The sequence below is a fragment of the Streptomyces sp. NBC_00249 genome (genome assembly GCF_026342355.1).
Lineage (GTDB): Bacteria > Actinomycetota > Actinomycetes > Streptomycetales > Streptomycetaceae > Streptomyces.
The window spans coordinates 1,465,196-1,487,146 of sequence record NZ_JAPEMV010000001.1; the positions used below are offsets into that span (position 1 = coordinate 1,465,196).

Here is a 21,951-nt window from a genome sequence, read left to right on the forward strand (position 1 = left end):
GGGGTGCGGGGGCCTTCGCGTACGCCGGGCCCGTACGCCGGGCCCGTACGCCGGTTCAGGCGGCCGGGACCGGGTCCGGGGTCTGCGTCAGGCGGCCGTCGGCCATCGTCGCCGTCCGGTCCATCCGCTCCAGGTGGGCGCGGTCGTGCGTGACCAGCACCGTGGCCGTGGCCCGCTCCCGCGTGAGGGTGACAAGCAGGTCCAGCACCGCCGCGCCCCGCTCGTGGTCCAGGGCGCTGGTGGGCTCGTCGACCAGCAGCACCGCGGGCTCGTTCATCAGGGCACGGGCGATGTTGACCCGCTGGCGCTGGCCACCGGAGAGCTGGTGGGGCCGCTTGTCGGCCTTGTCGGCCAGGCCCACCGCGTCCAGCAGCTCCAGGGCCCGCGCGCGCACCTGGCGGGCCGGGCGGCCGGAGAGGTGGGCCATCACCTGGAGCTGCTCGGCCGCGGTCAGGGAGGCCAGCAGGTTCGGCTGCTGGAAGACGATGCCGATCTTCTCGCGGCGCAGCGCCGACTTCTCGGCGGCGCCCAGGGCCGTGACGTCCTGGCCGGCGACCACGACCCGCCCGGAGTCCGGGGTGACCAGGGTGGCGGCGACGGCCAGGAGGCTGGACTTGCCGGAGCCCGAGGGCCCGATGACGGCGGTCAGGCTGCCGGCGGGCACCTCCAGGGCGACCGCGTCGAGGGCCGTGAGGCGGGTGTCCCCGTCGGGGTAGGTCAGCGTGACGTCGTGGACGAGCAGGGTCATCGGGCGCTCCCGAGGGCGGTCAGCGGGTCGACGGCGGTGATCCGCCGGATGGACAGGGCGGCGCCCAGCGCACCGAGCACGATCATGATCGCGGCGGGCACCAGCACGGTGGCGGCGTCGAGGACGAACGGCACGTCCCCGCCGCTGATCAGCGCCCCGAAGCCGGCCGCGAGGGCGGTGCCGAGCCCGGTGCCGATCGCCAGCATCACCACGGCCTGGCCGAGGGCGTCGCGCAGCAGGTACGGGGTGGAGGCACCCAGTGCCTTCAGCACGGCGACGTCCCCGCTGCGCTGGATCGTCCAGACCGTGAAGAAGGCCCCTATGACCAGGGCGGAGATGGCGAAGAGGAAGCCGCGCATCAGCTGGAGCGAGCCGTTCTCGGCCTGGTAGGACCCTATGGCGCCGAGCGCCTCGTCGACCGTCTGCGACTTCGTCCCGGCGGCCTCGTCGGCGGCGGCCAGGTCGGCGGAGCCGGTCGTGTCGAGGGCGATCACGGTCGCGAGGGTCTCCAGCGAGGTGCCCGGGTTGCCGATCCGCTGCCAGTCGTTCAGGTCCATCCAGACGACCGGGGTGTGGCTGTAGGAGGCGGTGCCGGAGACGGCGGCCACCGTCAGCTCCAGCTGGCCGATCTTCAGCTTGCCGCCCGCGCGGAGCCCGCCGAGTTCCGCGGCGGCCTTCTGCGTCAGCACCACGGAGCCCTGGGTGAGCCCCGCGCCTGCGGGCGGGAGCGGGCCGGCGGCCTCGACCCCGAAGACGGAGACGGCGGCCGTGCGCTCGCCCGAGACGGCGTTGGTGGTGCGGATGCCGAGCGGCTGCGCCGAGGTCACCCCAGGCCGGCCGCGCCAGGCCTGCCAGGCGCTCTCGGGCAGCTGGGAGTTGGTGAAGGAGACCTTCTGGTCCCCGGCGGGCGCGGCGAAGGCCAGCCGGGTGGCGGGCAGCCCGGTGACGGCCGAGATGTTCTCCCGGGCCAGGCCGGAGGTGAGCCCGGACAGCAGGCCGACCAGCAGCGTGATCAGCAGTACGACCGAGCCCATGAGGGCGAAACGGCCCTTGGCGAACCGTAGATCTCTCCATGCGACGAACATGTCCCCCACCTTGCTCTTCCGCGTGGGCACAGGGCATCGCGCCACAGTAGGGATCCTCGTATCGAAGGGCGCACCAGGACATCAACCTTTCGATTGACCGGGGGTCCCGCCCGCCGACTTACGCTGGTCGGGCCATGTCTGCTGCCGCGCGTCCGCGCCCCCTCACCCCCGTCTCCCGCGTCCTGCGGCTGTGCCTGCACGCGCTGCTCCTCGGGCTGCTCGCGCTGGCCGCCGGGCGGGCCGTCGCCGACTCCGCGCCGCGGGCCGGGTGGGTGGCCGGCGTGTGCGCCGTGCTCGCCGCCGTCTACGTGGCGGGCGTACGGGCCCCCGTGGTGCAGCGCTCGGAGCGGGCGGCCGGGCTGTGGCTCGCCGCGGTGGGCGCCGCCTGGGCCGCGCTGCTCGTGGTCTCCCCCGAGGGCCTGTGGATCGCCTTCCCGCTGTACTTCCTGGAACTGCACCTGCTGCGGCTGCGCTGGGGCATCGCCGCCGTGGTGGTCACCGCCTGCGCGGCGATCGGGGGCTTCGTGGGGCACAACAGCCTCGCGCACAGCGGCGCCCTCACCCCCGGGGCCTTCCTCGGGCCGGTCCTGGGCGGGGCGGTGGCCGTCGCCACGGTGCTCGGCTACCAGGCCCTGTACCGGGAGAGCGAGCGCCGCCGCGAGCTGATCGAGGAGCTCATCGCCACCCGGGCCGAGCTGGCCGTCGCCGAACGGGGCGCCGGGATCCTGGCCGAGCGCGAGCGCCTGGCCCGGGAGATCCACGACACCCTCGCCCAGGGCCTCTCCTCGATCCAGCTCCTGCTCCGCGCGGCGGAACGCGCCCTCTCCGACGACCGCCCTGGCGCCGCGCTCCCGACGGGCGGTACGGCGGCGCTCGCGCACATCGCGCGGGCGCGTGAGGCCGCCCAGGAGAACCTCGCCGAGGCGCGTCGCTTCGTACGGGCCCTGACGCCCCCCGACCTGGAGCACGGCTCGCTGGCCGCCGCGCTGGAGCGGCTGTGCTCGGGGGCCCCGGGGCCCCGCGTGCGGTTCTCCGTGAGCGGCGCCCCCCGGGTGCTGCCCACCCCGTACGAGGTGGCCCTGCTGCGGATCGCGCAGTCGGCGCTGGCCAACGTCGTGCGCCACGCGCGGGCCGGGCGCGCCGAGATCACCCTGACCTTCATGGACGCCTCCGTCACCCTGGACGTCGTCGACGACGGCCGGGGCTTCGACCTCGCCGGCGCGCCGTCCGCCTCCGGCGAGGGCGGCTTCGGCCTGCCCGCGATGCGCGCGCGGGCCGAGACCCTGGGCGGGCTGTTCACCGTGGAGTCCGACCCCGGCCAGGGCACCGCCGTGGCCGTCACCCTGCCGCTGCCCGTGGAGGCACCGTGACCATCCGTCTCCTGCTCGCCGACGACCACCCGGTGGTCAGGGCCGGGCTGCGCGCGGTCCTGGACACCGAACCGGACTTCGCGGTGGTCGCGGAGGCCGCCACCGCCGAGCGGGCCGTGGAGCTGGCCGCCTCCGAGCCGGTGGACGTGGTCCTGATGGACCTCCAGTTCGGCGCGGGCATGCACGGTTCGGCGGCCACGGCGGCGATCACCAAGCGGCCCGGCGCACCCCGCGTGCTGGTCCTGACCACCTACGACACGGACGCGGACATCCTGGCGGCGGTGGAGGCGGGCGCCTCCGGCTACCTGCTGAAGGACGCCCCTCCGGAGGAACTGGCGGCGGCCGTGCGGACGGCCGCCGCCGGCCAGTCGGCGCTGGCCCCGGCGGTGGCGCTGCGCCTGATGGACCGGATGCGGACCCCGGCGGAGGCGCTGACGAAGCGGGAGCTGGAGGTGCTGCAACTGGTCGCGGACGGGCTGTCGAACCAGCAGATCTCGAAGAAGCTGTTCCTCAGCCAGGCCACGGTCAAGTCCCACCTGGTGCACGTCTACGCCAAGCTCGGGGTCGACTCCCGCACCTCGGCGGTGGCGGCCGCCGCCACCCGCCGCCTGATCCGCACCCCGTAGACCGGGAGGAAAGGGCCTACGCGACCCAGTACGGCCGGTCCACGCCCGGAGCCAGCGGTACCCCGTCGTGGAAGGCCTGCGCGAGGAGCCGTACGCCCTCGTCGATCCGGTCGGCGGGCAGGGTGTACGGGATCCGCAGCCGGTGTTCGAAGGTGCCGGGGTCCACGCCGAAGCGGGCCCCGCGCCCTATGTGCACCCCGGCGGCCGCGGCCCGTTCGGCGAGCGCGGAGCTGACCGGTTCCCCGAGGTCCACCCAGAGCGAGAGCCCGCCGGGCGGCAGCTGCCAGGACCACTCGGGGGTGTGCCGCTGGAGCGACGCTACGAGGGCGGCGCGCTGGCCGCGCAGCTGTTCCAGCCGTGCGGGCAGGGACCGGTCCAGGTCCTCCAGCAGCGGGAGGGCGACCAGCTGGTCGAGCACCGAGCCGCACATGTCGGCCGCGACCCGTACGCCGGCCAGCTCGGTGATCAGCTTGGACGAGGCCCGGACCCAGCCGACGCGCAGGCCGCCCCAGTGGGTCTTGCTGAGCGAGCCGATGGTGAGCACGTGGTCGGCGCCGGTGCCGGCGCGGGGGCCGAGGGAGGCCAGCGGGGCGGGCCGGGGCACGTCCAGGGCGATGTCGGCGATCGTCTCGTCGACCACCAGCCAGGTGCCGGTGGCCCGGGTCACGGCGAGCAGCCGCAGCCGCTGCTCCTCGGGCATCAGGGCGCCGGTCGGGTTGTGGAAGTCCGGGATCACGTACGCCATCCGGGGGACGGTCTGGCGCAGCGTGGACTCGGCGATGTCCATGTCCCAGCCCGTGTCGGAGACGGCGATGGAGCCGGTGCGCAGCCGGGCGTGCCGCAGGGCGTCGAGGACGTTGGCGTAGGTGGGGCTCTCGGTGACGACGCGGTCCCCGGGGCCGCAGAGCAGGCTGACGACCAGGGCGAAGGCCTGCTGGGCGCCGGCGGTGACGAGGATCTGCTCGGGGCGGGTGGGCAGCCCGCGCCGGGTGAAGCGCTCGGCGACGGCCGCGCGCAGGTCGGGCAGGCCGAAGGGGTGGTAGCCGGGGGTGCGGGTGAGCAGCGGCAGCCGGTGGGCGATCCGGGCGAGGGCGTCGGCGAGGCTGCCCTCGGGGGCGCCCATGGCGGCGATGGCCAGGTCGATGCCGGGGTCGTCGTCGGCGCGGCCGCCGATGCCGCCGATGAGGGCGTGGGCGCCGACGGGGTCGTGGCCGTCGGGGAGTTCGGTCCAGGTGCCGGAGCCGCGGCGGCTGCGGACGTAGCCGCTCTCGCGCAGCAGGTCGTAGGCGCTGGTGACGGTGGCGCGGCTGGCGCCGACGGCCTCGGCGAGCTCGCGCTCGGCGGGCAGGCGCACGTGCAGGGCGACGCGGCCGTCGAGGATCAGGGTGCGGACGGCGTCGGCGAGGGCGCGGTAGCCGGGGCGGGCCAGCACCTCGGCCGGGAGCATGGCCGCGAGCTGGCGGCTGCCGATCGTCCTGTCCGCCGTATGGACCACTCGCCCGTTTGCCATGCCAACCTCCCCCGATTGGCTCTGCCGACCAGGCCAATCGAGGTCCAGACTCGCGGTATTGGCCCCCGATTGGCAAGGAGCAGCCACGATGCCGCAGCACCTCTTGACCGACCGTGACGAGCGGGCCCTGGTGGCCGCCGCCGGGAACCGGATCTCCGAGCCGCTGCGCGTGGGCGCCGCCCTGGCCGCCGCGGCGCGGCTGCTGGCCCGGCGCCCGCGGGTACCGGGCGAGGGGCGAGAATCGCAGTCATGTCAGCCGATTCAGTCTCCCCAGCCCCTTCAGCCCCCTCAGCCTCCGAAGGCCTCTCGGACCAGCCCGCTCCCCCGCTAGCCGGCGGCGGGGGTCCGGTGATCGCCGGCCTGCTGCTGGCCGCAGGCGGTGGCCGCCGCCTGGGCGGGCGCCCGAAGGCGCTCCTCACGTACCGGGGCCGCCCGCTGGTGGAGAACGCCGTACGCGTCCTGCGCGAGGCCGGCTGCGGCCCGGTCCACGTGGTGCTGGGCGCCTCGGCGGCCGAGGTGCGCGAGCGCGCGGACCTGAGCGGGTGCGTGGTCATGGACAACCCGGACTGGGCCGAGGGCATGGGCTCCTCCCTGCGGGTCGGCCTCACCTCGCTGGCCGGTACGGGCGCGGGGGCGGCCCTGGTGTCCCTGGTGGACCAGCCGGGCATCGGCCCGGACGCGGTGGCCCGGGTGCGCGAGGCGTACCGGTCCCCGGCGAGCCTGGTGGCGGCGTCCTACGACGGGGAGCGCGGGCACCCGGTGCTGTTCGGGTCGGACCGGTGGGCGGACATCGCCGCGACGGCGACCGGTGACCAGGGTGCGCGCGTCCATCTGAGGGAACATGCGAAAGAGGTCATGCTGGTGGAGTGCGGGGACATCGCGGCCGCTTTCGACATCGACACCCCGCCCGACCTGGCACGTCTCGCTTGAGTCGTGCTCGTGTACGGCCTGAGCGGGGTGTGACGGTGGTGGCACTGAGGGCCACCGGGAAGCGGAATCTGTCGACTCAGAGAATCTCGACATCAACAAACCATTGAACTTCCACCATGAGGAAATTACTATCCACTGGTCAGAAGCGCCCTGAACTTAAAGACGGCGCCCGCGACCGTTACCCGGAACTCTCCACACCCGACGGCACTGCGTGCCGTCTCGCGCGAGCATTCCCCGCGGCCGCCAGGCACCGCCGCTGAAGGAGTGACAGATATGTCCGCACCAGCGCCGTCCCCGCTGGCCATCGTCGACGCCGAGCCCCTGCCCCGGCAGGACGAAGTCCTCACCGAAGCGGCCCTCGCCTTCGTGGCCGAGCTCCACCGGCGGTTCGCCCCCCGCCGCGCCGAGCTCCTCGCCCGACGCGGCGAGCGGCGCGCCGAGATCGCCCGGACCTCCACCCTCGACTTCCTCCCGGACACCGCACAGGTCCGCGAGGGCGACTGGAAGGTCGCACCGGCCCCCGCCGCGCTGAACGACCGCCGCGTGGAGATCACCGGTCCGACGGACCGCAAGATGACCATCAACGCCCTGAACTCGGGCGCCAAGGTCTGGCTCGCCGACTTCGAGGACGCCTCGGCTCCCACCTGGGAGAACGTCGTCCTCGGCCAGCTCAACCTCATCGACGCCTACGAGCGCCGCATCGACTTCACGGACGCGCGCACGGGCAAGGCCTACGCCCTGAAGCCCGCCGACCAGCTCGCCACGGTCGTCATGCGCCCGCGCGGCTGGCACCTGGAGGAGCGCCACCTGCGCTTCGAGGGCGGCGCGGCCTCCGGTTCCCTCGTGGACTTCGGCCTCTACTTCTTCCACAACGCCCAGCGCCTGATCGACCTCGGCAAGGGCCCGTACTTCTACCTCCCGAAGACGGAGTCTCACCTGGAGGCCCGCCTCTGGAACGAGATCTTCGTCTTCGCCCAGGACTACGTCGGCATCCCGCAGGGCACCGTCCGCGCGACCGTCCTCATCGAGACCATCACCGCGGCCTACGAGATGGAAGAGATCCTCTTCGAGCTCAAGGACCACGCGGCCGGCCTCAACGCGGGCCGCTGGGACTACCTCTTCTCGATCGTCAAGAACTTCCGCGACGGCGGCGAGAAGTTCGTCCTGCCGGACCGCAACGCGGTCACGATGACGGCCCCGTTCATGCGCGCCTACACCGAACTCCTCGTCCGCACCTGCCACAAACGCGGCGCGCACGCCATCGGCGGCATGGCGGCCTTCATCCCGTCCCGCAAGGACGCGGAGATCAACAAGGTGGCCTTCGAGAAGGTCAAGGCCGACAAGGACCGCGAGGCCGGCGACGGCTTCGACGGCTCGTGGGTGGCCCACCCGGACCTGGTCCCGATCGCGATGGCCTCCTTCGACGCGGTCCTCGGCGACAAGCCGAACCAGAAGGACCGCCTGCGCGAGGACGTCTCGGTGGCCCCCGGCGAACTGATCGCGATCGACTCCCTGGACGCGAAGCCCACCTACGAGGGTCTGCGCAACGCCGTCCAGGTCGGCATCCGCTACATCGAGGCCTGGCTGCGCGGCCTCGGCGCGGTCGGCATCTTCGGCCTCATGGAGGACGCGGCCACCGCCGAGATCTCGCGCTCCCAGATCTGGCAGTGGATCAACGCCGGAGTCGTCTTCGAGAACGGCGAGCTCGCCACCGCCGATCTGACCCGGAAGATCGCCACCGAGGAACTCGCCGCCATCCGCGCCGAGGTCGGCGACGAGGCCTTCACGTCCGGAAAGTGGCAGCAGGCCCACGACCTCCTCCTCCAGGTCTCCCTCGACGCCGACTACGCGGACTTCCTCACCCTCCCCGCGTACGACCAGCTCGTAGGCTGACCCCCCGACTTCGACTGAAACGCACAGCAGTCGAACATCCGGTTCCGCCCCCGTCGCCCTCGTGGTGACGGGGGCGGAGCTGTTTGCACGGGCGTTTGCCCGGCAATTTGCCGGATCGTGAACGGAGTTGCCCGCACGGGGCGAAGCGGAAGCGGTCAACGGGCACGGGGCGGCCGAACGAACGGTCGGGCGTTACTTCATCGTAACCTTGCTGTACCTAGCGGTAACAAGTGGGCGCGTGTCACCTTTCCGATGCCACCGGCGCCGGCGGTACCCCCACTTTCCACGCCACGCAGCGAAGTTGTCGGCAACTTCGGCGTGGCCGACCGCAGGAGTTCCGCAGTGATCGGATTCCGCAAGGACGGCAAGGACCGGGCCGCGCGCAGTCGTGTGCGACGACTGGCCGGCGCCGGGATGGTTGTACCGCTCGCCGTCGGGGCGCTGCTCGCCGGCGGGGCCGGGACGTCGGCGGCCAGCCCCGGGAACGGGCCCACCGCCGTGGTGTCCATGGGCGACAGTTACATCTCCGGCGAGGCCGGACGCTGGAAGGGCAACAGCCTGACCAACAGCGGCAGCAGGAACGGCACCGACCGGGCATGGGTCAGCGGCAGTTCCTACGACCCCTCCAAGGTCTACGGCGCCACCGCCGGCGGCTGCCACCGCTCGGACTCGGCCGAGGTGCTGAGCGCGGGCGCGATCGCCGACACGGCCGTCAACCTGGCCTGTTCGGGCGCCACCTCGCAGAACGTCTTCCGGGCGTCCAACGGGGGCGTGGCCTTCAAGGGTGAGGCCCCGCAGGCCGACCAGCTCGCGGCCGTCGCCGCGAGCCGCGACGTGAAGGTCATCGCGCTGTCCATCGGCGGGAACGACCTGGGCTTCGCCGACATCATCAAGGACTGCGCGTACGACTTCGTGCTGTGGGGCTCCTACTGCTACGACGACCAGCAGGCCGGGGTCGACCAGAAGATCGACGCGGTGATGGCGGGCGTCGGCAAGTCCGTCGACGAGATCCGGGCCGTGATGCGCGCCGCCGGGTACGCGGACTCCTCGTACCGGATCGTCCTGCAGTCGTACCCGTCTCCGATCCCCCGGGGTGCGGAGAACCGCTACACCCAGAGCGACTGGAGCCGCCTCAACACCGGCGGCTGCCCCTTCTGGAACCGGGACTCGGACTGGGCGCGGGACTCGCTGGTGCCGCAGATCGCGGGCCGCATCAAGTCGGTCGCCGCGGCCAAGGGCGTGCAGTTCCTGGACCTGAAGGACATGATGCAGGGGCGTGAGGTCTGCGCCAAGGCGAGCAAGCAGGTCAGCTCCACGTCGGCGGCGTCCGGCAGGACCAGCGAGTGGGCGCGCTGGATCGACAACAACGAGTCCCAGGGCCTGATCCAGGAGTCCATGCACCCGAACTACTTCGGCCAGCTGGCCGTCGGGCGCTGCCTGGCCCTCGCGGTGGCCCAGCCCGCCAACTCCGCCTCCGGCTGCAAGAACACCGCCGGCGGCGACCACACCGGGATGTACCTGACCCCGGCCCCGTAAACCGGATGAGCGGCGCGGGGTGGGCTGTCAGGATCAGGATCATGACAGCCCACTCCGCACGTCCCGCCCACTCCCCGCGTCCCGCCCGCCTCGACCGGCCCAGTCTGTACATCTCCGTCGACATCGAGGCCGACGGCCCCGTACCCGGCCCGTACTCGATGATCAGCTTCGGGGCCTGTGTCGCAGGACGGCAGGACGGCGCCACGTACACGGCCGCCGATCCCGAGCGGCAGACCTTCTACCGCGAACTGCGCCCCATCAGCGACCGCTGGGTGGACGCGGCGCTCGCCGTCAGCGGCCTCGACCGCGACCGGCTGCTGAGCGAGGGCGCCGACCCGGCCGTGGCCATGGCGGAGTTCCGCGCGTGGGTGCGGGAGGTGTCCGCCGGGGCGCAGCCCGTGATGTGCGCGTACCCGGCCTCCTTCGACTGGAGCTTCCTGTACTGGTACCTGATCGAGTTCGGTGACGACAGCCCCTTCGGCCACTCCGGCTGCCTGGACATGAAGACCCTCTACGCGACGAAGGCCCGCGTCCCGCTGCGCGCCGCCGTGAAGGGGCGCATGCCCCGCTCCCTCCTCTCGCGCCGGCCCCACACGCACCACGCGCTCGACGACGCGATGGAGCAGGCGGACCTGATGAGCAACCTGATGCTGTGGGAGCCCGACGCGCGGTGACGGACGGTCGGGCCGGCCCGGGTCAGGCCGCCCGGTCCGGGTCCTGCCGGAGGGCGGTCAGGGCCGTGGTGAAGGCGTCCCGGCAGCGCAGCCAGTCCGGGTCCGGGGACGGTGCGTGCAGGGCGGCGAGCTTGGGCAGGAGGTCCGCCGAGAAGGCGCGGGCCGCCTCCGCCGGGAGCAGCGACGGGAGGTTGTCGATGGCGATCACGTCGAGCGGCCGGGGTGCGCCGCGCAGCCGCAGGGCCGGGGCGGTCCAGTCGGTGAGCCGGTCGTAGACGGGCAGCAGGTGCAGGTCGGAGCCGGTGTCGCAGGTGATGTCGGCGATGACCGACAGCCTGCGGGGTCCGGCGTCGAGGTCGGCGGGGGTCAGGAAGGGCGGCGCGGGCCGGTCGGTGAGGACCGCGTTGACGAGGATGTCGTGGTCCAGGAGCGCGCCCCGGTCCAGTCGGCGGGTGGCGGCGCGGCCCCAGCGGGTGACGTGTATCCCGGCGGTGGTGAGGGCGTCGCAGGCGCCCCGGCCGCTGCGGCCGTCCGGGCCGATCACCAGGGCCCGCAACCCGTCGGGCGGTGAGGCCCGCAGGCGCGCGTCGAGCTCCGGCCGGGGCAGCGGGACCAGCGGGGCGCTCAGCAGGCCCCGCGCGTGCAGTGCGGCCAGGGCGGCGCCCGCGTAGCCGGCCCAGTAGCCGAAGGCGGCCAGCCTGCGGCCCTGCGCGTCGGCGAGGTACTCCAGGTCGAGCAGGGTCCCGCCGCCCGCGGCGAAGCGGCGCAGCAGCTCGGGGCCCTGCGGCTGCCCCTTGTAGGCGTGCCCGAAGTAGACGTGCCGGTGGTGCAGGAGCTCGGGCGCCGCCGGGAGTTCCTTCAGCCCCAGGACGTACGCCGACCCGGGCGCGGCCCCCGCCCAGGAGCCGGCCGGGGCGGTGGCGCAGCCGACGGCCGCGTACTCCTCCAGCGGGAAGACCCGGTGGGCGGAGTCCTCCACGGTGATCCGTACGCCCTGGCGGACGAGCCGCGCGGCGTCGTCGGGGGTCAGGGGCGCACGCCGTTCGGTGGGGCGGGTCTCGCTGCGCATCCAGAGCTGCGGAAGGTCTGCCATCGCTGTACCGCCTGTCGGCTCGGAGGAGGTGGGGACGGCCGCCCCATCCCCCTCCTGCGGGCGCGGCGGCGCACCACGGGCGGTGGGAGCCGGCCGCAGGAGGGGAGGGCGTGGCGTGCGGTACGCGGGCCCCGGTCCGACGGCTCCCGCGTGCGCAGGGAATGTCTTTCCGCGCGGCGCCGGGCGCACGCCGGATCGGCGCGGCAACTCCCGGCCCGTGCACACCCCTTGTCCCGCCCGTCGACCTGCGGCTCAGCGTTCCGGCAGGAGCACGCGCAGCGGGACTGCTCGTAGTGCCCGAGGTCCGCCTCCAACGCGGCCGGCAGCTCCACCGAGAGGGTCTGCCCGAGCCGGTCGTCCAGGGCCAGCTGGATCTCCAGGGCGCGCAGCAGCTCCGCGCGGGGGCGGGACGGCCCTCGTGGCGCTGGACCACGGCGTGGTCACAGCCGGCCCAGGAGCGGGGTCATCGCGAGGCGCAGCTCGGGCAGTTCCCGTACGGGCAGGGCGCGCCTCCCGCTGCGAACTGGACGGACGGGCCGCCGCCTGCGCACGGTCCGCCCGGACATCTGGCAGGACCCGGCCGGCGGCGGCCCGTTCGGACGAAACGCGTGCGGCGGTGCGCACGCCACACCCGCAGTGGGTGGCGTACGCACCGCCGCACGCGCCGTCGGACGGTGAACCAGCCCTGGAGCCAAGCTGATTGACGGTCCGTCAGTGTCAGTGCACGAAGGCCGGTTCCGGTGCGGTCTCCTCCGTCCCCGCGTCCTTCTTCGCGCCGAGGTGGTTGAAGGCCAGGTTGAGGAGGATCGCCACCACGCAGCCCGTGCTGATCCCGGAGTCGAGGACGACCAGGAGGTCCTTCGGGAAGGCGTGGTAGAAGTCCGGGGCGGCGATCGGGATCAGGCCGATGCCGACCGCGGCGGCCACGATCAGGGCGTTCTCGCCCTTCTCCATGGCCGCGCCCGCCAGGGTCTGGATGCCGCTGGCCGCGACCGAGCCGAACAGGACGACGCCGGCGCCGCCCAGGACGGGCAGCGGGACGACCCCGATGACGGAGGCGGCCATCGGGCACAGGCCCAGCAGGATCAGGATGCCGCCGCCGGCTGCGACGACGAACCGGCTGCGCACCTTGGTCATCGCGACGAGTCCGATGTTCTGTGCGAAGGCGCTGCACATGAAGCCGTTGAACAGCGGGCTGAGCGCGCTGCCGAGGGTGTCGGCGCGCAGGCCGCCCTCGATGGTCTTCGCGTCCGCCGGCCGGCCGACGATCTTGCCGAGGGCCAGGATGTCGGCGGTGGACTCGGTCATGCAGACGAGCATGACGATGCACATCGAGATGATGGCGGCGACCTGGAACTGCGGGGCGCCGAAGTGGAAGGGCGTGGGGAAGCCGATGATGTCGGCGTTGCGCACGGCGTCGAAGCTGGTCATGTCGAGGGGTATCGCGATCAGCGTTCCCGCGACCAGGCCGAGCAGGATGGAGATCTGCTGGAGGAAGCCGCGCAGGAACTTGCGCATCGCCAGGACGATCACCAGGGTCAGGGCGGCCATGCCGATGTTCTGCATGGAGCCGTAGTCGGTGGCGGTGCGGTTCCCGCCCTGCGACCAGTTGAAGGCCACCGGGAGCAGTGAGACGCCGATCAGCGTGATCACGGTGCCGGTGACGACGGGCGGGAAGAAGCGGACGAGCTTCCCGAAGTAGGGGGCGGCGAGGAAGCCGACCAGTCCGGCGACGATGATCGCGCCGAAGATGATGGGGATGGCGTTGTCCCCCTCCCCCTTTCCGATGGCGATCATCGGGGTCACTCCGGCGAAGGAGACGCCGTTGACGAAGGGGAGTTTGGCGCCGATCTTCCAGAACCCGAGGGTCTGGAGGAGGGTGGCGAGGCCTGCGGTGAAGAGGGAGGCGCCCATCAGGAAGGCGGTCTCGGTGGCGGAGAGCCCGACGGCGGGACCGACGATCATGGGCGGGGCAACGACCCCCGCGTACATGGCGGCCACGTGCTGGAGACCGCTCGTGAACATCTTCAGCGGAGGCAAGGTCTCGTCGACCGGGTGTTTCTCCCCGGAGACCTGCGGTACTGCGACTGCATCTTTGCGAAACCTGGGCGTTGCTGCCACGGCTTCCTCCGGTCGGTTAAACACGTCGGCAGGGACGTGGGTGTCTTGGAGGTGGTGCGAAAGCGTGCTGGTCGAGCCTGTATGGAGTTGTGGGTACCGCGAATGTGCTGTCCCAAGAGGTGCGGAAACGATTCGCCCGAGTCGTTCCGCGCTGGTGCTGCACGGCCTGCCCGAGGGCTGGCGGTGCCGTGGCGATGGCAGTGGCACGAGATGTGCGCCGCACCGCGGTGCCGGCGCCGTCACGAGTCACCGCCCCCGGGGGCGCCTTCGGATCTCTCCTCGGGCGCGACCCGGGAACGGCTGCCGCGGACCCCGCTCGGGCCCGCGGCCGCCGGTCGAGGGCCGTCCCCCCCGACCGGACTCCGTGGGATCAGGCCTGCGCGGAGATCCGCGCGAGGCGCTGGGCCTCTTCCCGCGTGGACACGGCGATGGCGTCCTCGTCGGCGAAGAGGAGGCGGTTGTTCTCGACGATCTGCTTGCCGTTGACGAACGACGCGGTGACCGGGGCCGCCGCACCGAAGACCAGGGCGGTGACCGGGTCGGCGATCGAGGAGTGCAGGAAGGTGCTCAGGTTCCACAGCACCAGGTCGGCGCACTTGCCGACCTCGAGCGAACCGATGTTGTCGGCGCGGCCGAGGACCTGGGCGCCGCCGTAGGTACCGAGGCGCAGGGCCTGGCGCGCGTTGAGGGCGCGCTCGCGGTGAACCGGGTTCAGGCGGTTGATCAGGAGCGCGTTGCGCAGCTCGGTGTGCAGCTCGCCGGACTCGTTGGAGGCGGTGCCGTCCACGCCGAGGCCGACCGGGACGCCGGCGGCCAGCATGTCCGGGACGCGGGCGATGCCGGCGGCCAGACGGGCGTTGGAGGACGGGCAGTGCGCGACACCGGTCTTGGTGCGGGCGAACGCGGCGATGTCGGAGTCGTTCATGTGGACGCTGTGCGCCATCCACACGTCCTCGCCGAGCCAGCCGGTCGACTCGAAGTAGTCGGTCGGGCCCATGCCGAACAGTTCCTTGCAGAACTGCTCCTCCTCGACGGTCTCGGAGCCGTGCGTGTGCAGGCGCACACCGAGGCGGCGGGCCAGCTCGGCGCCCTGCTTCAGCAGCTCGGTGGAGACGGAGAAGGGGGAGCAGGGGGCGACGGCGACCTGGGTCATCGAGTCGAAGGAGGCGTCGTGGTACTTCTTGACGGTCGCCTCGGTGTCGGCGAGCGCACCCTCGAGGGTCTCGACGGCGTGGTCCGGCGGCAGGCCGCCGTCCTTCTCGCTGCGGTCCATCGAGCCGCGGGCGAGGGTGAAGCGGACACCCATCTCGGACGCGGCGCGGATGATCGAGCCGGACAGGTCGCCGGAGCCCTTGGGGAAGACGTAGTGGTGGTCCATCGCGGTGGTGACGCCACCCTTGGCCATCGCGGCCAGGGAGCCCTGCGCGGCCGTGTACGTCATCTGCTCGTCGATGCGCGCCCAGGTCGGGTACAGCGAGACGAGCCAGTTGAAGAGGTTGTGGTCGGTGGCCAGGCCACGCGTGATCCACTGGTAGAAGTGGTGGTGCGTGTTGACCAGACCGGGAGTCACGAGGTGCCCGGTGCCGTCGATGCGGCGGACTACGTTCTCGAGGTTCTCGGGGGCCTTGCCCGCGCCGATGGACTCGATCTTGTTGCCGGCGACGACCACGTGACCCGAGGCGTACTCGGTGTCGTTCGCGTCGACCGTCGCGATCGCACAGTTCTCGATGACGATGCGCTCGACGGCGCTGTCATGGGCTGCCGATGCTGCCATGGGACTTCCTCGTGCTTTCAGTGGCGGTGCGGGCACGGCAAAACCCAGGGGATTTGAGTGCCGGAGCCGGGGGCCTTGACAGCTGACAGTACTGCCGCCCCATATGTTGCGTCCGGGTGCCGATTCAGGAAGTTGACGTGTGTCGCGCGGTCCCGGGGCCACTGCGGAGCCCCGGGACGCGCGTGCCGCGCTTAGAGGTTGGTCATGTCCACGGGGATACGGGCGTCAACGCCGTCGCGGAGGACCGTCGCCTCGATCAGACCGTACGGGCGGTCGGCGGCGAAGTAGACCTCGTTGTCGTTCTTGAGGCCGAAGGGCTCCAGGTCGACGAGGAAGTGGTGCTTGTTCGGGAGCGAGAAGCGGACCTCGTCGATCTCCGAACGGTGGTTGATGATGCGCGAACCCATCTGGTACAGGGTCTGCTGCAACGACAGGGAGTAGGTCTCCGCGAAGGCCTGCAGCATGTGCTTGCGGGTCTCGGCGTAGGACTTCTCCCAGTTCGGCATCCGCTGGTCGTCGTCCGACCAGCTGAAACGCCAACGGGCCGACACCTGGGTGGCGAGGATGCGGTCGTACGCTTCCTTCAGGGTCGTGTACTTGTCCTTCACGTAACCCCAGAACTCGGAGTTCGTGGAGTTCATGACGACGAGGTCCTTGAGGCCGGAGATGACCTCCCAGTTCTTGCCGTCGTACGTGATCTGGGTGACCCGGGTCTCGCCGCCGTTGCGGACGAAGGAGTGGTTCACCTCGTCGGAGCCGATGAACTTCGAGTTGGCGTCCGAGGTGGCGATCCGGGACCAGGAGTACTCCTCGATCCGGATGCGGGCCTTCTGGATCGGCTCCTGGCTGTTGACGAACCAGCGCGCCAGGTGGATGCCGAACTGCTCGGCGGACTCGATGCCGTACTCCTTGGCGAACGCGTACACCGTGTTCTTGGTGGTGTCCGTCGGCAGGACGTTGGCGTTCGAGCCGGAGTAGTGGACGTCGTCCATGTCGCCGGACAGGGCGACCGAGACGTTCAGGTCCTTGATGTGGTGGGTGTCGCCGTCCCGCGTGATCTTGACGACGCGGTTCTCTGCTTTGCCGTACTGGTTCTGGCCCAGAATCGTGGCCATGCTAGCTCCCTCGGTAAACGGAGTAGCCGAACGGGTTGAGCAGCAGCGGTACGTGGTAATGCTCGCCCGGGTTCACCGCGAAGGTGATCGTTACCTCGGGGAAGAACGCACCGCTGTCCCTTACGCGGGGGGCGTCCTGCTGCGCCTCGGCTTGCTTCACTGTGTTGATTGAACGCGTGAAGTACGTCTCGGTCTCGAAGTCGAGACGCACGTGTGTGGTGCCCTCCGGCAGCGCCGGCAGGTCCTTGCAACGCCCGTCGGCGTCGGTGGCGGAGCCGCCCAGGGCCGCCCACTCGCCGTCGAGGCCCGTACGGGCCGACAGGGAGATGGCGACGCCCTCTGCGGGCTTGCCGATGCTGGTGTCCAGGATGTGCGTGGACACCGACGCGGTGGTCGCGGTGCTCATGCTCACGCTCCTTCTTCTGCGAGTTCGACGAGGCGGGTCAGGCGGATCTTGTTGATCTTGACGAGCTCGCCGCGGGCGATTTCCCGCTCCTGCTCCGGCGAGTTCTCGATCCGGACCTTGACCGCGTCCCGCATGAACTCACCGGTCGCACCGGTGGCACAGATGAGGAAGACGTGGCCGAACTTCTCCTGGTACGCCAGGTTCAGTTCGAGGAGCTCGCTCTTGAGCTCCTCCGAGGCGCCGGCCATGCCACGCTGCTCGCGGGCGGAGGTCGGGTCACCCGGCTTCGGCCGGCCGATCGGCGCGTGGCCCCCCATCGCCTCGCCGAGGTCCTCGGCGGTGAGCTCCGCCATGGCGGACTCGTTGGCCGAGAACAGGGCATCGACGCCGGCGAAGGGGCGCTGGGCGAGCAGCTTGCTGCCCCATGCCGAACTGGCGCACACCTCGTGGAGCTCGGCCGTGGCCGCGCTGTCGTCCAAGGCGTTGAACCGGGTGAGACCCGGGGTCGGACTCGAAGTCACGGTAGGCCTCCGTGGCCTGTTGTTGCTTTGACGGGCTGCGCATAGCTAACGCCCTCGACAACACGGCGTCAACACTTTGTTGAAACTTCCCGTACACAAAAGCCGCCGCCCGGGTGAATTGGGCGGCGGCTCGTCACGGTGGGTGAACCAGGTTTCACTCTTGGCTGTTTTTGGGCCCCTTCGAAGTGGCCGCATCCCTGTTCAAGTAGTTGTAGACCGTGAAGCGGCTTACGCCCAGGGCTCCCGCGACCGTCTCCACGCCGTGCCGTACGGAGAAGGCGCCGCGCGCCTCCAGTATGCGTACCACGTCCTGCTTGGATTTCCGGTCGAGCTGGGCCAACGGTACGCCGTGCCGGCGCTCCAGCGCCGCCAGGATGTGGTCCAGCGAGTCGGAGAGCTGGGGCAGGCGTACCGCGAGCAGGTCCTGGCCCTCCCAGGTCAGCACGACGTCGTCGGGCTGCGCCAGGGCGGGATCCATCAGCTCGCCCCCCATCGCGTCGACCAGCGGCTTGACCGCGGCGACGAAGGGGTGGTCGCGGGGCTCGGTCATGGGGTGTCCTCCCCGATCACATTGACCTGGAGCGAGACGCGCGTCGCCCCGGCCTCCAGTGAATCGCGCAGCAGCGCGGCCACCGCGGTCAGCACCGCGTCGGACTCGCCCTCGGCGGTGTTGCCGAACGGGCCGACGTCCACCGCGTCCAGCTGCGCCTTCTGGATGACCTCGCGAGCGGCCACGGCATGGGCGGGGGCCTCTTCAAGATCGAAGGGCTCGGTCGTGAACTCCACTCTCAATCGCACGCAGGTCAACCTACTGCGCGGTCGCGATTTTTCGGGAGTCGGCACTTGACATCCGCGCGGGAGCCAATGCAGTCTTCCATCAAGCAGAAAATAACTTCCGCAATACGGAAGGAGCGCACACCCCTCATGGGATACACGGACCAGCGCTTCGATGTAAACCTGTCGATCCTCTTCACGGAACTCCCGCTCCTGGAGCGCCCTGCGGCTGCCGCCGCGGCGGGCTTCACGGCGGTCGAGCTGTGGTGGCCCTGGATCGAGACCCCCACCCCCGCTCAGGCGGAGCTCGACGCCCTCAAGAAGGCTCTTGAGGACGCCGGCACCCAGCTGGTGGGCCTGAACTTCTACGCCGGCCAGCTGCCGGGGCCGGACCGCGGTGCGGTCTCGGTCCCCGGTGAGGAGTCGGACCGCTTCAACGCCAACATCAACGTGGCCGCGGACTTCGCGGCCTCGGTCGGCTGCAAGGCGCTGAACGCCCTGTACGGCAACCGCGTCGAAGGCGTGGACCCCGCCGTCCAGGACGAGCTGGCCCTCAAGAACCTCGTCGTCGCGGCCCAGGCCGCCGACCGCGTGGGTGCGATCCTCCTGATCGAGACCCTCAACAAGCCCGAGTCGCCGCTCTACCCCCTGGTGAGCGCCCCGGCCGGCATCGAGGTAGTGGACAAGGTGAACGAGGCCACCGGCCTCGGGAACGCCAAGTTCCTGCTCGACCTGTACCACCTGGCGATGAACGATGAGGACCTCTCCGAGGTCATCGAAAAGTACGCCGCCAAGACCGGCCACGTCCAGATCGCGGACAAGCCCGGACGCGGTGCTCCCGGCACCGGCGAGCTGCCTCTCGAGGCGCTCCTGGACCAGCTCAAGAAGGCCGGATACGAAGGCTGGGTGGGTCTGGAGTACAAGGCCGCCGACGCCGTCGCCTCCTTCGAGTGGCTGCCCGCCGAGGCCCGCGCCGCCAAGTAGGCGGACAAAGTCCAGGCGATCAGCCAGGCACCTCACGCACTTTTCGTACAAAGCATTAAGAGAAGGACCCTCATCATGAGCACCCTCCCCAACATCGCCTGGATCGGCCTCGGCATCATGGGCTCCCCCATGGCCGAGAACCTCCTGAAGGCCGGCTACTCGGTCACCGGCTTCACGCTGGAGCAGGACAAGCTGGAGCGCCTCGCCGCCGCCGGTGGCACCGCGGCCGGCTCGATCGCCGACGCGGTCAAGGACGCCGACGTGATCATCACGATGGTGCCCGCCTCCCCCCAGGTCGAGGCCATCTCCTACGGTGAGAACGGCATCCTGGAGAACGCGAAGTCCGGCGCGCTGATCATCGACATGTCGTCGATCACCCCGCAGACCTCGATCGACCTGGCGAAGAACGCCGCCGCCAAGGGCATCCGCGTCATCGACGCCCCGGTGTCCGGTGGCGAGGCCGGTGCCATCGAGGCCGTCCTGTCGATCATGGTGGGTGGCGAGCAGGCCGACTTCGACGAGGCCCTGCCGGTCCTCGAGGCCCTCGGCAAGGTCATCGTCCTGTGCGGTCCGCACGGCTCCGGCCAGACGGTGAAGGCCGCCAACCAGCTCATCGTCGCGGTGAACATCCAGGCGTGCGCCGAGGCCGTCGTCTTCCTCGAGAAGTCGGGCGTGAACCTCGAAGCCGCTCTGGACGTGCTCAACGGCGGTCTGGCCGGCTCCACGGTCCTGACCCGCAAGAAGGCCAACTTCCTGAACCGCGACTTCAAGCCCGGTTTCCGGATCGACCTGCACCACAAGGACATGGGCATCGTCACCGACGCCGCCCGCAACGTCGGTGCGGCCCTGCCGGTCGGCGCGGTCGTCGCCCAGCTGGTCGCCTCGCTGCGCGCCCAGGGTGACGGCGGCCTGGACCACTCCGCGCTGCTCCGCGCGGTCGAGCGCCTCTCCGGCGCCCAGATCTGATCCCCCGCGGCCCGCTCCCCCGGGCCGCCCCTCCCCCTCCACGGGGGCCTGAGTTTCCGGATGGTGCCGGTGCTGACACCTGTCCTGTCGCGCCCAAGTGCCGGCACCGTCCGGATTACCTCTCCTTCTCTCTTTCTTTCAACAAACTGTTGACGCCGCGTTCACGCCGAAATTAGGCTGTTCCGCATGACGGAAGACGCTTTCCGTCAGCAGTTGCCCCGTACGGAAGGTCACCATGTCGAAGCGCACGCTGACGACCGAGTCTGGCGCCCCGGTCGCCGACAATCAGAACTCCGCTACCGCCGGCGTCGGTGGCCCCCTCCTGGTCCAGGACCAGCAGCTCCTCGAGAAGCTCGCCCGCTTCAACCGCGAGCGCATCCCGGAGCGCGTGGTGCACGCCCGCGGCAGCGCCGCGTACGGCTACTTCGAGGTGACCGACGACGTCACCGCGTACACCAGCGCCGCGTTCCTGAACACGGTCGGCAAGAAGACCGAGACCTTCCTGCGGTTCTCCACCGTCGCCGACTCCCTCGGTGGCGCGGACGCGGTCCGCGACCCCCGCGGTTTCGCGCTGAAGTTCTACACCGAAGAGGGCAACTACGACCTCGTCGGCAACAACACCCCGGTGTTCTTCATCAAGGACCCGATCAAGTTCCCCGACTTCATCCACTCCCAGAAGCGCGACCCCTTCACGGGCAAGCAGGAAGCGGACAACGTCTGGGACTTCTGGGCGCACGCCCCCGAGGCGACGCACCAGATCACCTGGCTGATGGGTGACCGCGGCATACCCGCGTCGTACCGTCACATGAACGGCTACGGCTCGCACACGTACCAGTGGACGAACGAGCAGGGCGAGGCCTTCTTCGTCAAGTACCACTTCAAGACGAACCAGGGCATCCGCTGCCTGTCGGGCGAGCAGGCCGCCGAGCTCGTCGGCTCGGACGCCAACTCGCACCAGACCGACCTGCTGCAGGCCATCGAGCGCGGTGTGAACCCCTCGTGGACCCTGTACGTGCAGATCATGCCGGCCGCCGAGGCCGCGGACTACCGCTTCAACCCGTTCGACCTCACCAAGGTGTGGCCGCACAGCGACTACCCGCTGCAGCGCGTGGGCCGTCTGGTCCTCGACCGCAACCCGGACAACGTCTTCGCCGAGGTCGAGCAGTCCGCCTTCTCCCCGAACAACTTCGTCCCGGGCATCACCGCCTCGCCGGACAAGATGCTCCAGGGCCGCCTCTTCGCCTACGCCGACGCCCAGCGCTACCGCCTCGGTGTGAACCACACCCTGCTGCCGGTCAACGCCCCGAAGGCGACCAAGGCCGAGAACTACGGCCGCGACGGCGTCATGGCGCTGCGCAACGGCTCGCGCCACGACAAGAACTACGAGCCCAACTCGTACCAGGGTCCGGCCGAGACCGGTCTCGCCCTCGGCGCCCCGAAGGCCGTCTCCGGCTACACGGGCACCCACGAGGCCCCGGCCCACACCAAGGACGACGACTTCTTCCAGGCCGGTGAGCTCTACCGCCTGATGTCGGAGGCCGAGAAGCAGCGTCTGGTGGCGACCATCGCCGGCGGCCTGTCTCAGGTCACCCTCGAGGACGTCATCGAGAAGAACCTGGCTCACTTCCACGCCGCAGACGCCGACTACGGCCGTCGCGTCGAGGAGGCCGTCCGCGCCCTGCGCGACGCCTGAGCCGCACAGCTGTACCAGAGGCCTGACGGGAGGTCAGACCTCTGGTGCTGAGCCCGACCCGCGGACCCGGATGAGGGGTGGTACGCGGTGAGGGCAGGACGAGGACCGTGGCGAGCGTGCGAGCCAGTGCGG

Annotated in this window: 21 protein-coding genes; 9 read left to right on the forward strand and 12 right to left on the reverse strand. The window is 71.0% G+C overall.

Translation table 11 applies throughout. The annotated features are described in order from the left end of the window. Nucleotides 1-55: 55 nt before the first annotated feature. The gene (locus OOK31_RS06565) at nucleotides 56-748 is read right to left on the reverse strand and encodes an ABC transporter ATP-binding protein (RefSeq protein WP_267011374.1); all 693 of its coding nucleotides are present in this window, start codon (nucleotides 746-748) and stop codon (nucleotides 56-58) included. Further along, a complete protein-coding gene (locus OOK31_RS06570; protein WP_267011375.1) occupies nucleotides 745-1,833 on the reverse strand; it encodes an ABC transporter permease in 1,089 nt (362 codons plus the stop codon). Before OOK31_RS06570 ends, OOK31_RS06565 begins: the two co-directional genes overlap by 4 nt. 134 nt (nucleotides 1,834-1,967) lie before the next feature. On the opposite strand from OOK31_RS06570, the gene OOK31_RS06575 reads away from it, so the two are divergent. Both OOK31_RS06575 and OOK31_RS06580 read left to right on the forward strand, forming a co-directional pair. Further along, nucleotides 1,968-3,203: a sensor histidine kinase gene (locus OOK31_RS06575; RefSeq protein ID WP_267011376.1), complete on the forward strand. Its 1,236-nt coding sequence runs from the start codon at nucleotides 1,968-1,970 to the stop codon at nucleotides 3,201-3,203. Next, complete coding sequence (locus OOK31_RS06580) at nucleotides 3,200-3,829, forward strand: response regulator transcription factor (protein ID WP_267011377.1); 630 nt, start codon at nucleotides 3,200-3,202, stop codon at nucleotides 3,827-3,829. The genes OOK31_RS06575 and OOK31_RS06580 overlap by 4 nt, the downstream gene beginning before the upstream one ends. 16 nt (nucleotides 3,830-3,845) lie before the next feature. Here OOK31_RS06580 and OOK31_RS06585 read toward each other — a convergent pair whose 3' ends face one another. Further along, entirely contained in the window at nucleotides 3,846-5,339 is a 1,494-nt protein-coding gene (locus OOK31_RS06585; RefSeq protein ID WP_267011378.1) for a PLP-dependent aminotransferase family protein, read from the reverse strand. Between the two features lie 348 nt (nucleotides 5,340-5,687). On the opposite strand from OOK31_RS06585, the gene OOK31_RS06590 reads away from it, so the two are divergent. The 4 genes from OOK31_RS06590 (at nucleotide 5,688) to OOK31_RS06605 (ending at nucleotide 10,372) form a co-directional block, all read left to right on the forward strand. Beyond that, nucleotides 5,688-6,269 carry an NTP transferase domain-containing protein gene (locus tag OOK31_RS06590; RefSeq protein ID WP_267011379.1) on the forward strand — a complete coding sequence of 194 codons (582 nt, stop codon included), beginning with the start codon at nucleotides 5,688-5,690 and terminating at the stop codon, nucleotides 6,267-6,269. A gap of 273 nt (nucleotides 6,270-6,542) precedes the next feature. Continuing rightward, nucleotides 6,543-8,162, forward strand: coding sequence for a malate synthase A (gene aceB, locus OOK31_RS06595; protein ID WP_267011380.1), 1,620 nt, complete (start codon nucleotides 6,543-6,545; stop codon nucleotides 8,160-8,162). Nucleotides 8,163-8,504: 342 nt separating this feature from the next. Further along, the gene (locus tag OOK31_RS06600; RefSeq protein ID WP_267011381.1) at nucleotides 8,505-9,698 is read left to right on the forward strand and encodes a GDSL-type esterase/lipase family protein; all 1,194 of its coding nucleotides are present in this window, start codon (nucleotides 8,505-8,507) and stop codon (nucleotides 9,696-9,698) included. Nucleotides 9,699-9,739: 41 nt separating this feature from the next. Further along, on the forward strand, nucleotides 9,740-10,372 hold the full coding sequence (locus OOK31_RS06605; protein ID WP_267011382.1) for a 3'-5' exoribonuclease: 633 nt from the start codon (nucleotides 9,740-9,742) through the stop codon (nucleotides 10,370-10,372). Between the two features lie 22 nt (nucleotides 10,373-10,394). Here the strand turns inward: OOK31_RS06605 and OOK31_RS06610 are convergent, their stop codons facing one another. The 9 genes from OOK31_RS06610 to OOK31_RS06650 all read right to left on the reverse strand — a co-directional run bounded on the left by OOK31_RS06610 (nucleotide 10,395) and on the right by OOK31_RS06650 (nucleotide 18,200). Beyond that, the gene (locus OOK31_RS06610) at nucleotides 10,395-11,465 is read right to left on the reverse strand and encodes a saccharopine dehydrogenase (RefSeq protein ID WP_267011383.1); all 1,071 of its coding nucleotides are present in this window, start codon (nucleotides 11,463-11,465) and stop codon (nucleotides 10,395-10,397) included. A gap of 440 nt (nucleotides 11,466-11,905) precedes the next feature. Continuing rightward, entirely contained in the window at nucleotides 11,906-12,031 is a 126-nt protein-coding gene (locus OOK31_RS06615) for a hypothetical protein (protein WP_267011384.1), read from the reverse strand. A gap of 151 nt (nucleotides 12,032-12,182) precedes the next feature. Next, a complete protein-coding gene (locus OOK31_RS06620; RefSeq protein ID WP_267011385.1) occupies nucleotides 12,183-13,586 on the reverse strand; it encodes a nucleobase:cation symporter-2 family protein in 1,404 nt (467 codons plus the stop codon). 370 nt (nucleotides 13,587-13,956) lie between these two features. Further along, complete coding sequence (locus OOK31_RS06625; protein WP_267011386.1) at nucleotides 13,957-15,360, reverse strand: 8-oxoguanine deaminase; 1,404 nt, start codon at nucleotides 15,358-15,360, stop codon at nucleotides 13,957-13,959. A 191-nt stretch (nucleotides 15,361-15,551) separates the two neighbouring features. Next, complete coding sequence (gene pucL, locus OOK31_RS06630) at nucleotides 15,552-16,475, reverse strand: factor-independent urate hydroxylase (RefSeq protein ID WP_254381168.1); 924 nt, start codon at nucleotides 16,473-16,475, stop codon at nucleotides 15,552-15,554. 1 nt (nucleotide 16,476) lies between these two features. Beyond that, nucleotides 16,477-16,881, reverse strand: coding sequence for a hydroxyisourate hydrolase (gene uraH, locus OOK31_RS06635; RefSeq protein ID WP_267011387.1), 405 nt, complete (start codon nucleotides 16,879-16,881; stop codon nucleotides 16,477-16,479). A gap of 2 nt (nucleotides 16,882-16,883) precedes the next feature. Next, nucleotides 16,884-17,402, reverse strand: a complete 519-nt coding sequence (uraD, locus tag OOK31_RS06640) for a 2-oxo-4-hydroxy-4-carboxy-5-ureidoimidazoline decarboxylase (RefSeq protein WP_267011388.1) — start codon at nucleotides 17,400-17,402, stop codon at nucleotides 16,884-16,886. A 154-nt stretch (nucleotides 17,403-17,556) separates the two neighbouring features. Next, on the reverse strand, nucleotides 17,557-17,952 hold the full coding sequence (locus tag OOK31_RS06645; protein WP_267011389.1) for a helix-turn-helix domain-containing protein: 396 nt from the start codon (nucleotides 17,950-17,952) through the stop codon (nucleotides 17,557-17,559). Beyond that, on the reverse strand, nucleotides 17,949-18,200 hold the full coding sequence (locus OOK31_RS06650) for a thiamine-binding protein (protein ID WP_267011390.1): 252 nt from the start codon (nucleotides 18,198-18,200) through the stop codon (nucleotides 17,949-17,951). The genes OOK31_RS06645 and OOK31_RS06650 overlap by 4 nt, the downstream gene beginning before the upstream one ends. Nucleotides 18,201-18,326: 126 nt before the next feature. Between OOK31_RS06650 and OOK31_RS06655 the strand changes: the two genes are divergently transcribed. From OOK31_RS06655 to OOK31_RS06665, 3 genes are all read left to right on the forward strand, one after another. Further along, nucleotides 18,327-19,160 (forward strand): TIM barrel protein, encoded by an 834-nt coding sequence (locus OOK31_RS06655; RefSeq protein ID WP_267011391.1) that lies wholly within the window; start codon nucleotides 18,327-18,329, stop codon nucleotides 19,158-19,160. Between the two features lie 75 nt (nucleotides 19,161-19,235). After that, the gene (locus OOK31_RS06660; protein WP_267011392.1) at nucleotides 19,236-20,126 is read left to right on the forward strand and encodes a 2-hydroxy-3-oxopropionate reductase; all 891 of its coding nucleotides are present in this window, start codon (nucleotides 19,236-19,238) and stop codon (nucleotides 20,124-20,126) included. Nucleotides 20,127-20,361: 235 nt separating this feature from the next. Further along, on the forward strand, nucleotides 20,362-21,819 hold the full coding sequence (locus OOK31_RS06665) for a catalase (RefSeq protein WP_267011393.1): 1,458 nt from the start codon (nucleotides 20,362-20,364) through the stop codon (nucleotides 21,817-21,819). Nucleotides 21,820-21,951 lie beyond the last annotated feature (132 nt).

Bases quoted from the DNA above. Each gene is read 5' to 3' on its own strand.
- OOK31_RS06565 (WP_267011374.1), bottom strand. From the start codon at position 748: ATGACCCTGCTCGTCCACGACGTCACGCTGACCTACCCCGACGGGGAC.
- OOK31_RS06570 (WP_267011375.1), bottom strand. From the start codon at position 1,833: ATGTTCGTCGCATGGAGAGATCTACGGTTCGCCAAGGGCCGTTTCGCC.
- OOK31_RS06575 (WP_267011376.1), top strand. From the start codon at position 1,968: ATGTCTGCTGCCGCGCGTCCGCGCCCCCTCACCCCCGTCTCCCGCGTC.
- OOK31_RS06585 (WP_267011378.1), bottom strand. From the start codon at position 5,339: ATGGCAAACGGGCGAGTGGTCCATACGGCGGACAGGACGATCGGCAGC.
- aceB (WP_267011380.1), top strand. From the start codon at position 6,543: ATGTCCGCACCAGCGCCGTCCCCGCTGGCCATCGTCGACGCCGAGCCC.
- OOK31_RS06605 (WP_267011382.1), top strand. From the start codon at position 9,740: ATGACAGCCCACTCCGCACGTCCCGCCCACTCCCCGCGTCCCGCCCGC.
- OOK31_RS06610 (WP_267011383.1), bottom strand. From the start codon at position 11,465: ATGGCAGACCTTCCGCAGCTCTGGATGCGCAGCGAGACCCGCCCCACC.
- OOK31_RS06615 (WP_267011384.1), bottom strand. From the start codon at position 12,031: ATGTCCGGGCGGACCGTGCGCAGGCGGCGGCCCGTCCGTCCAGTTCGC.
- OOK31_RS06625 (WP_267011386.1), bottom strand. From the start codon at position 15,360: ATGGCAGCATCGGCAGCCCATGACAGCGCCGTCGAGCGCATCGTCATC.
- pucL (WP_254381168.1), bottom strand. From the start codon at position 16,475: ATGGCCACGATTCTGGGCCAGAACCAGTACGGCAAAGCAGAGAACCGC.
- uraH (WP_267011387.1), bottom strand. From the start codon at position 16,881: ATGAGCACCGCGACCACCGCGTCGGTGTCCACGCACATCCTGGACACC.
- OOK31_RS06645 (WP_267011389.1), bottom strand. From the start codon at position 17,952: ATGACCGAGCCCCGCGACCACCCCTTCGTCGCCGCGGTCAAGCCGCTG.
- OOK31_RS06655 (WP_267011391.1), top strand. From the start codon at position 18,327: ATGGGATACACGGACCAGCGCTTCGATGTAAACCTGTCGATCCTCTTC.
- OOK31_RS06660 (WP_267011392.1), top strand. From the start codon at position 19,236: ATGAGCACCCTCCCCAACATCGCCTGGATCGGCCTCGGCATCATGGGC.
- OOK31_RS06665 (WP_267011393.1), top strand. From the start codon at position 20,362: ATGTCGAAGCGCACGCTGACGACCGAGTCTGGCGCCCCGGTCGCCGAC.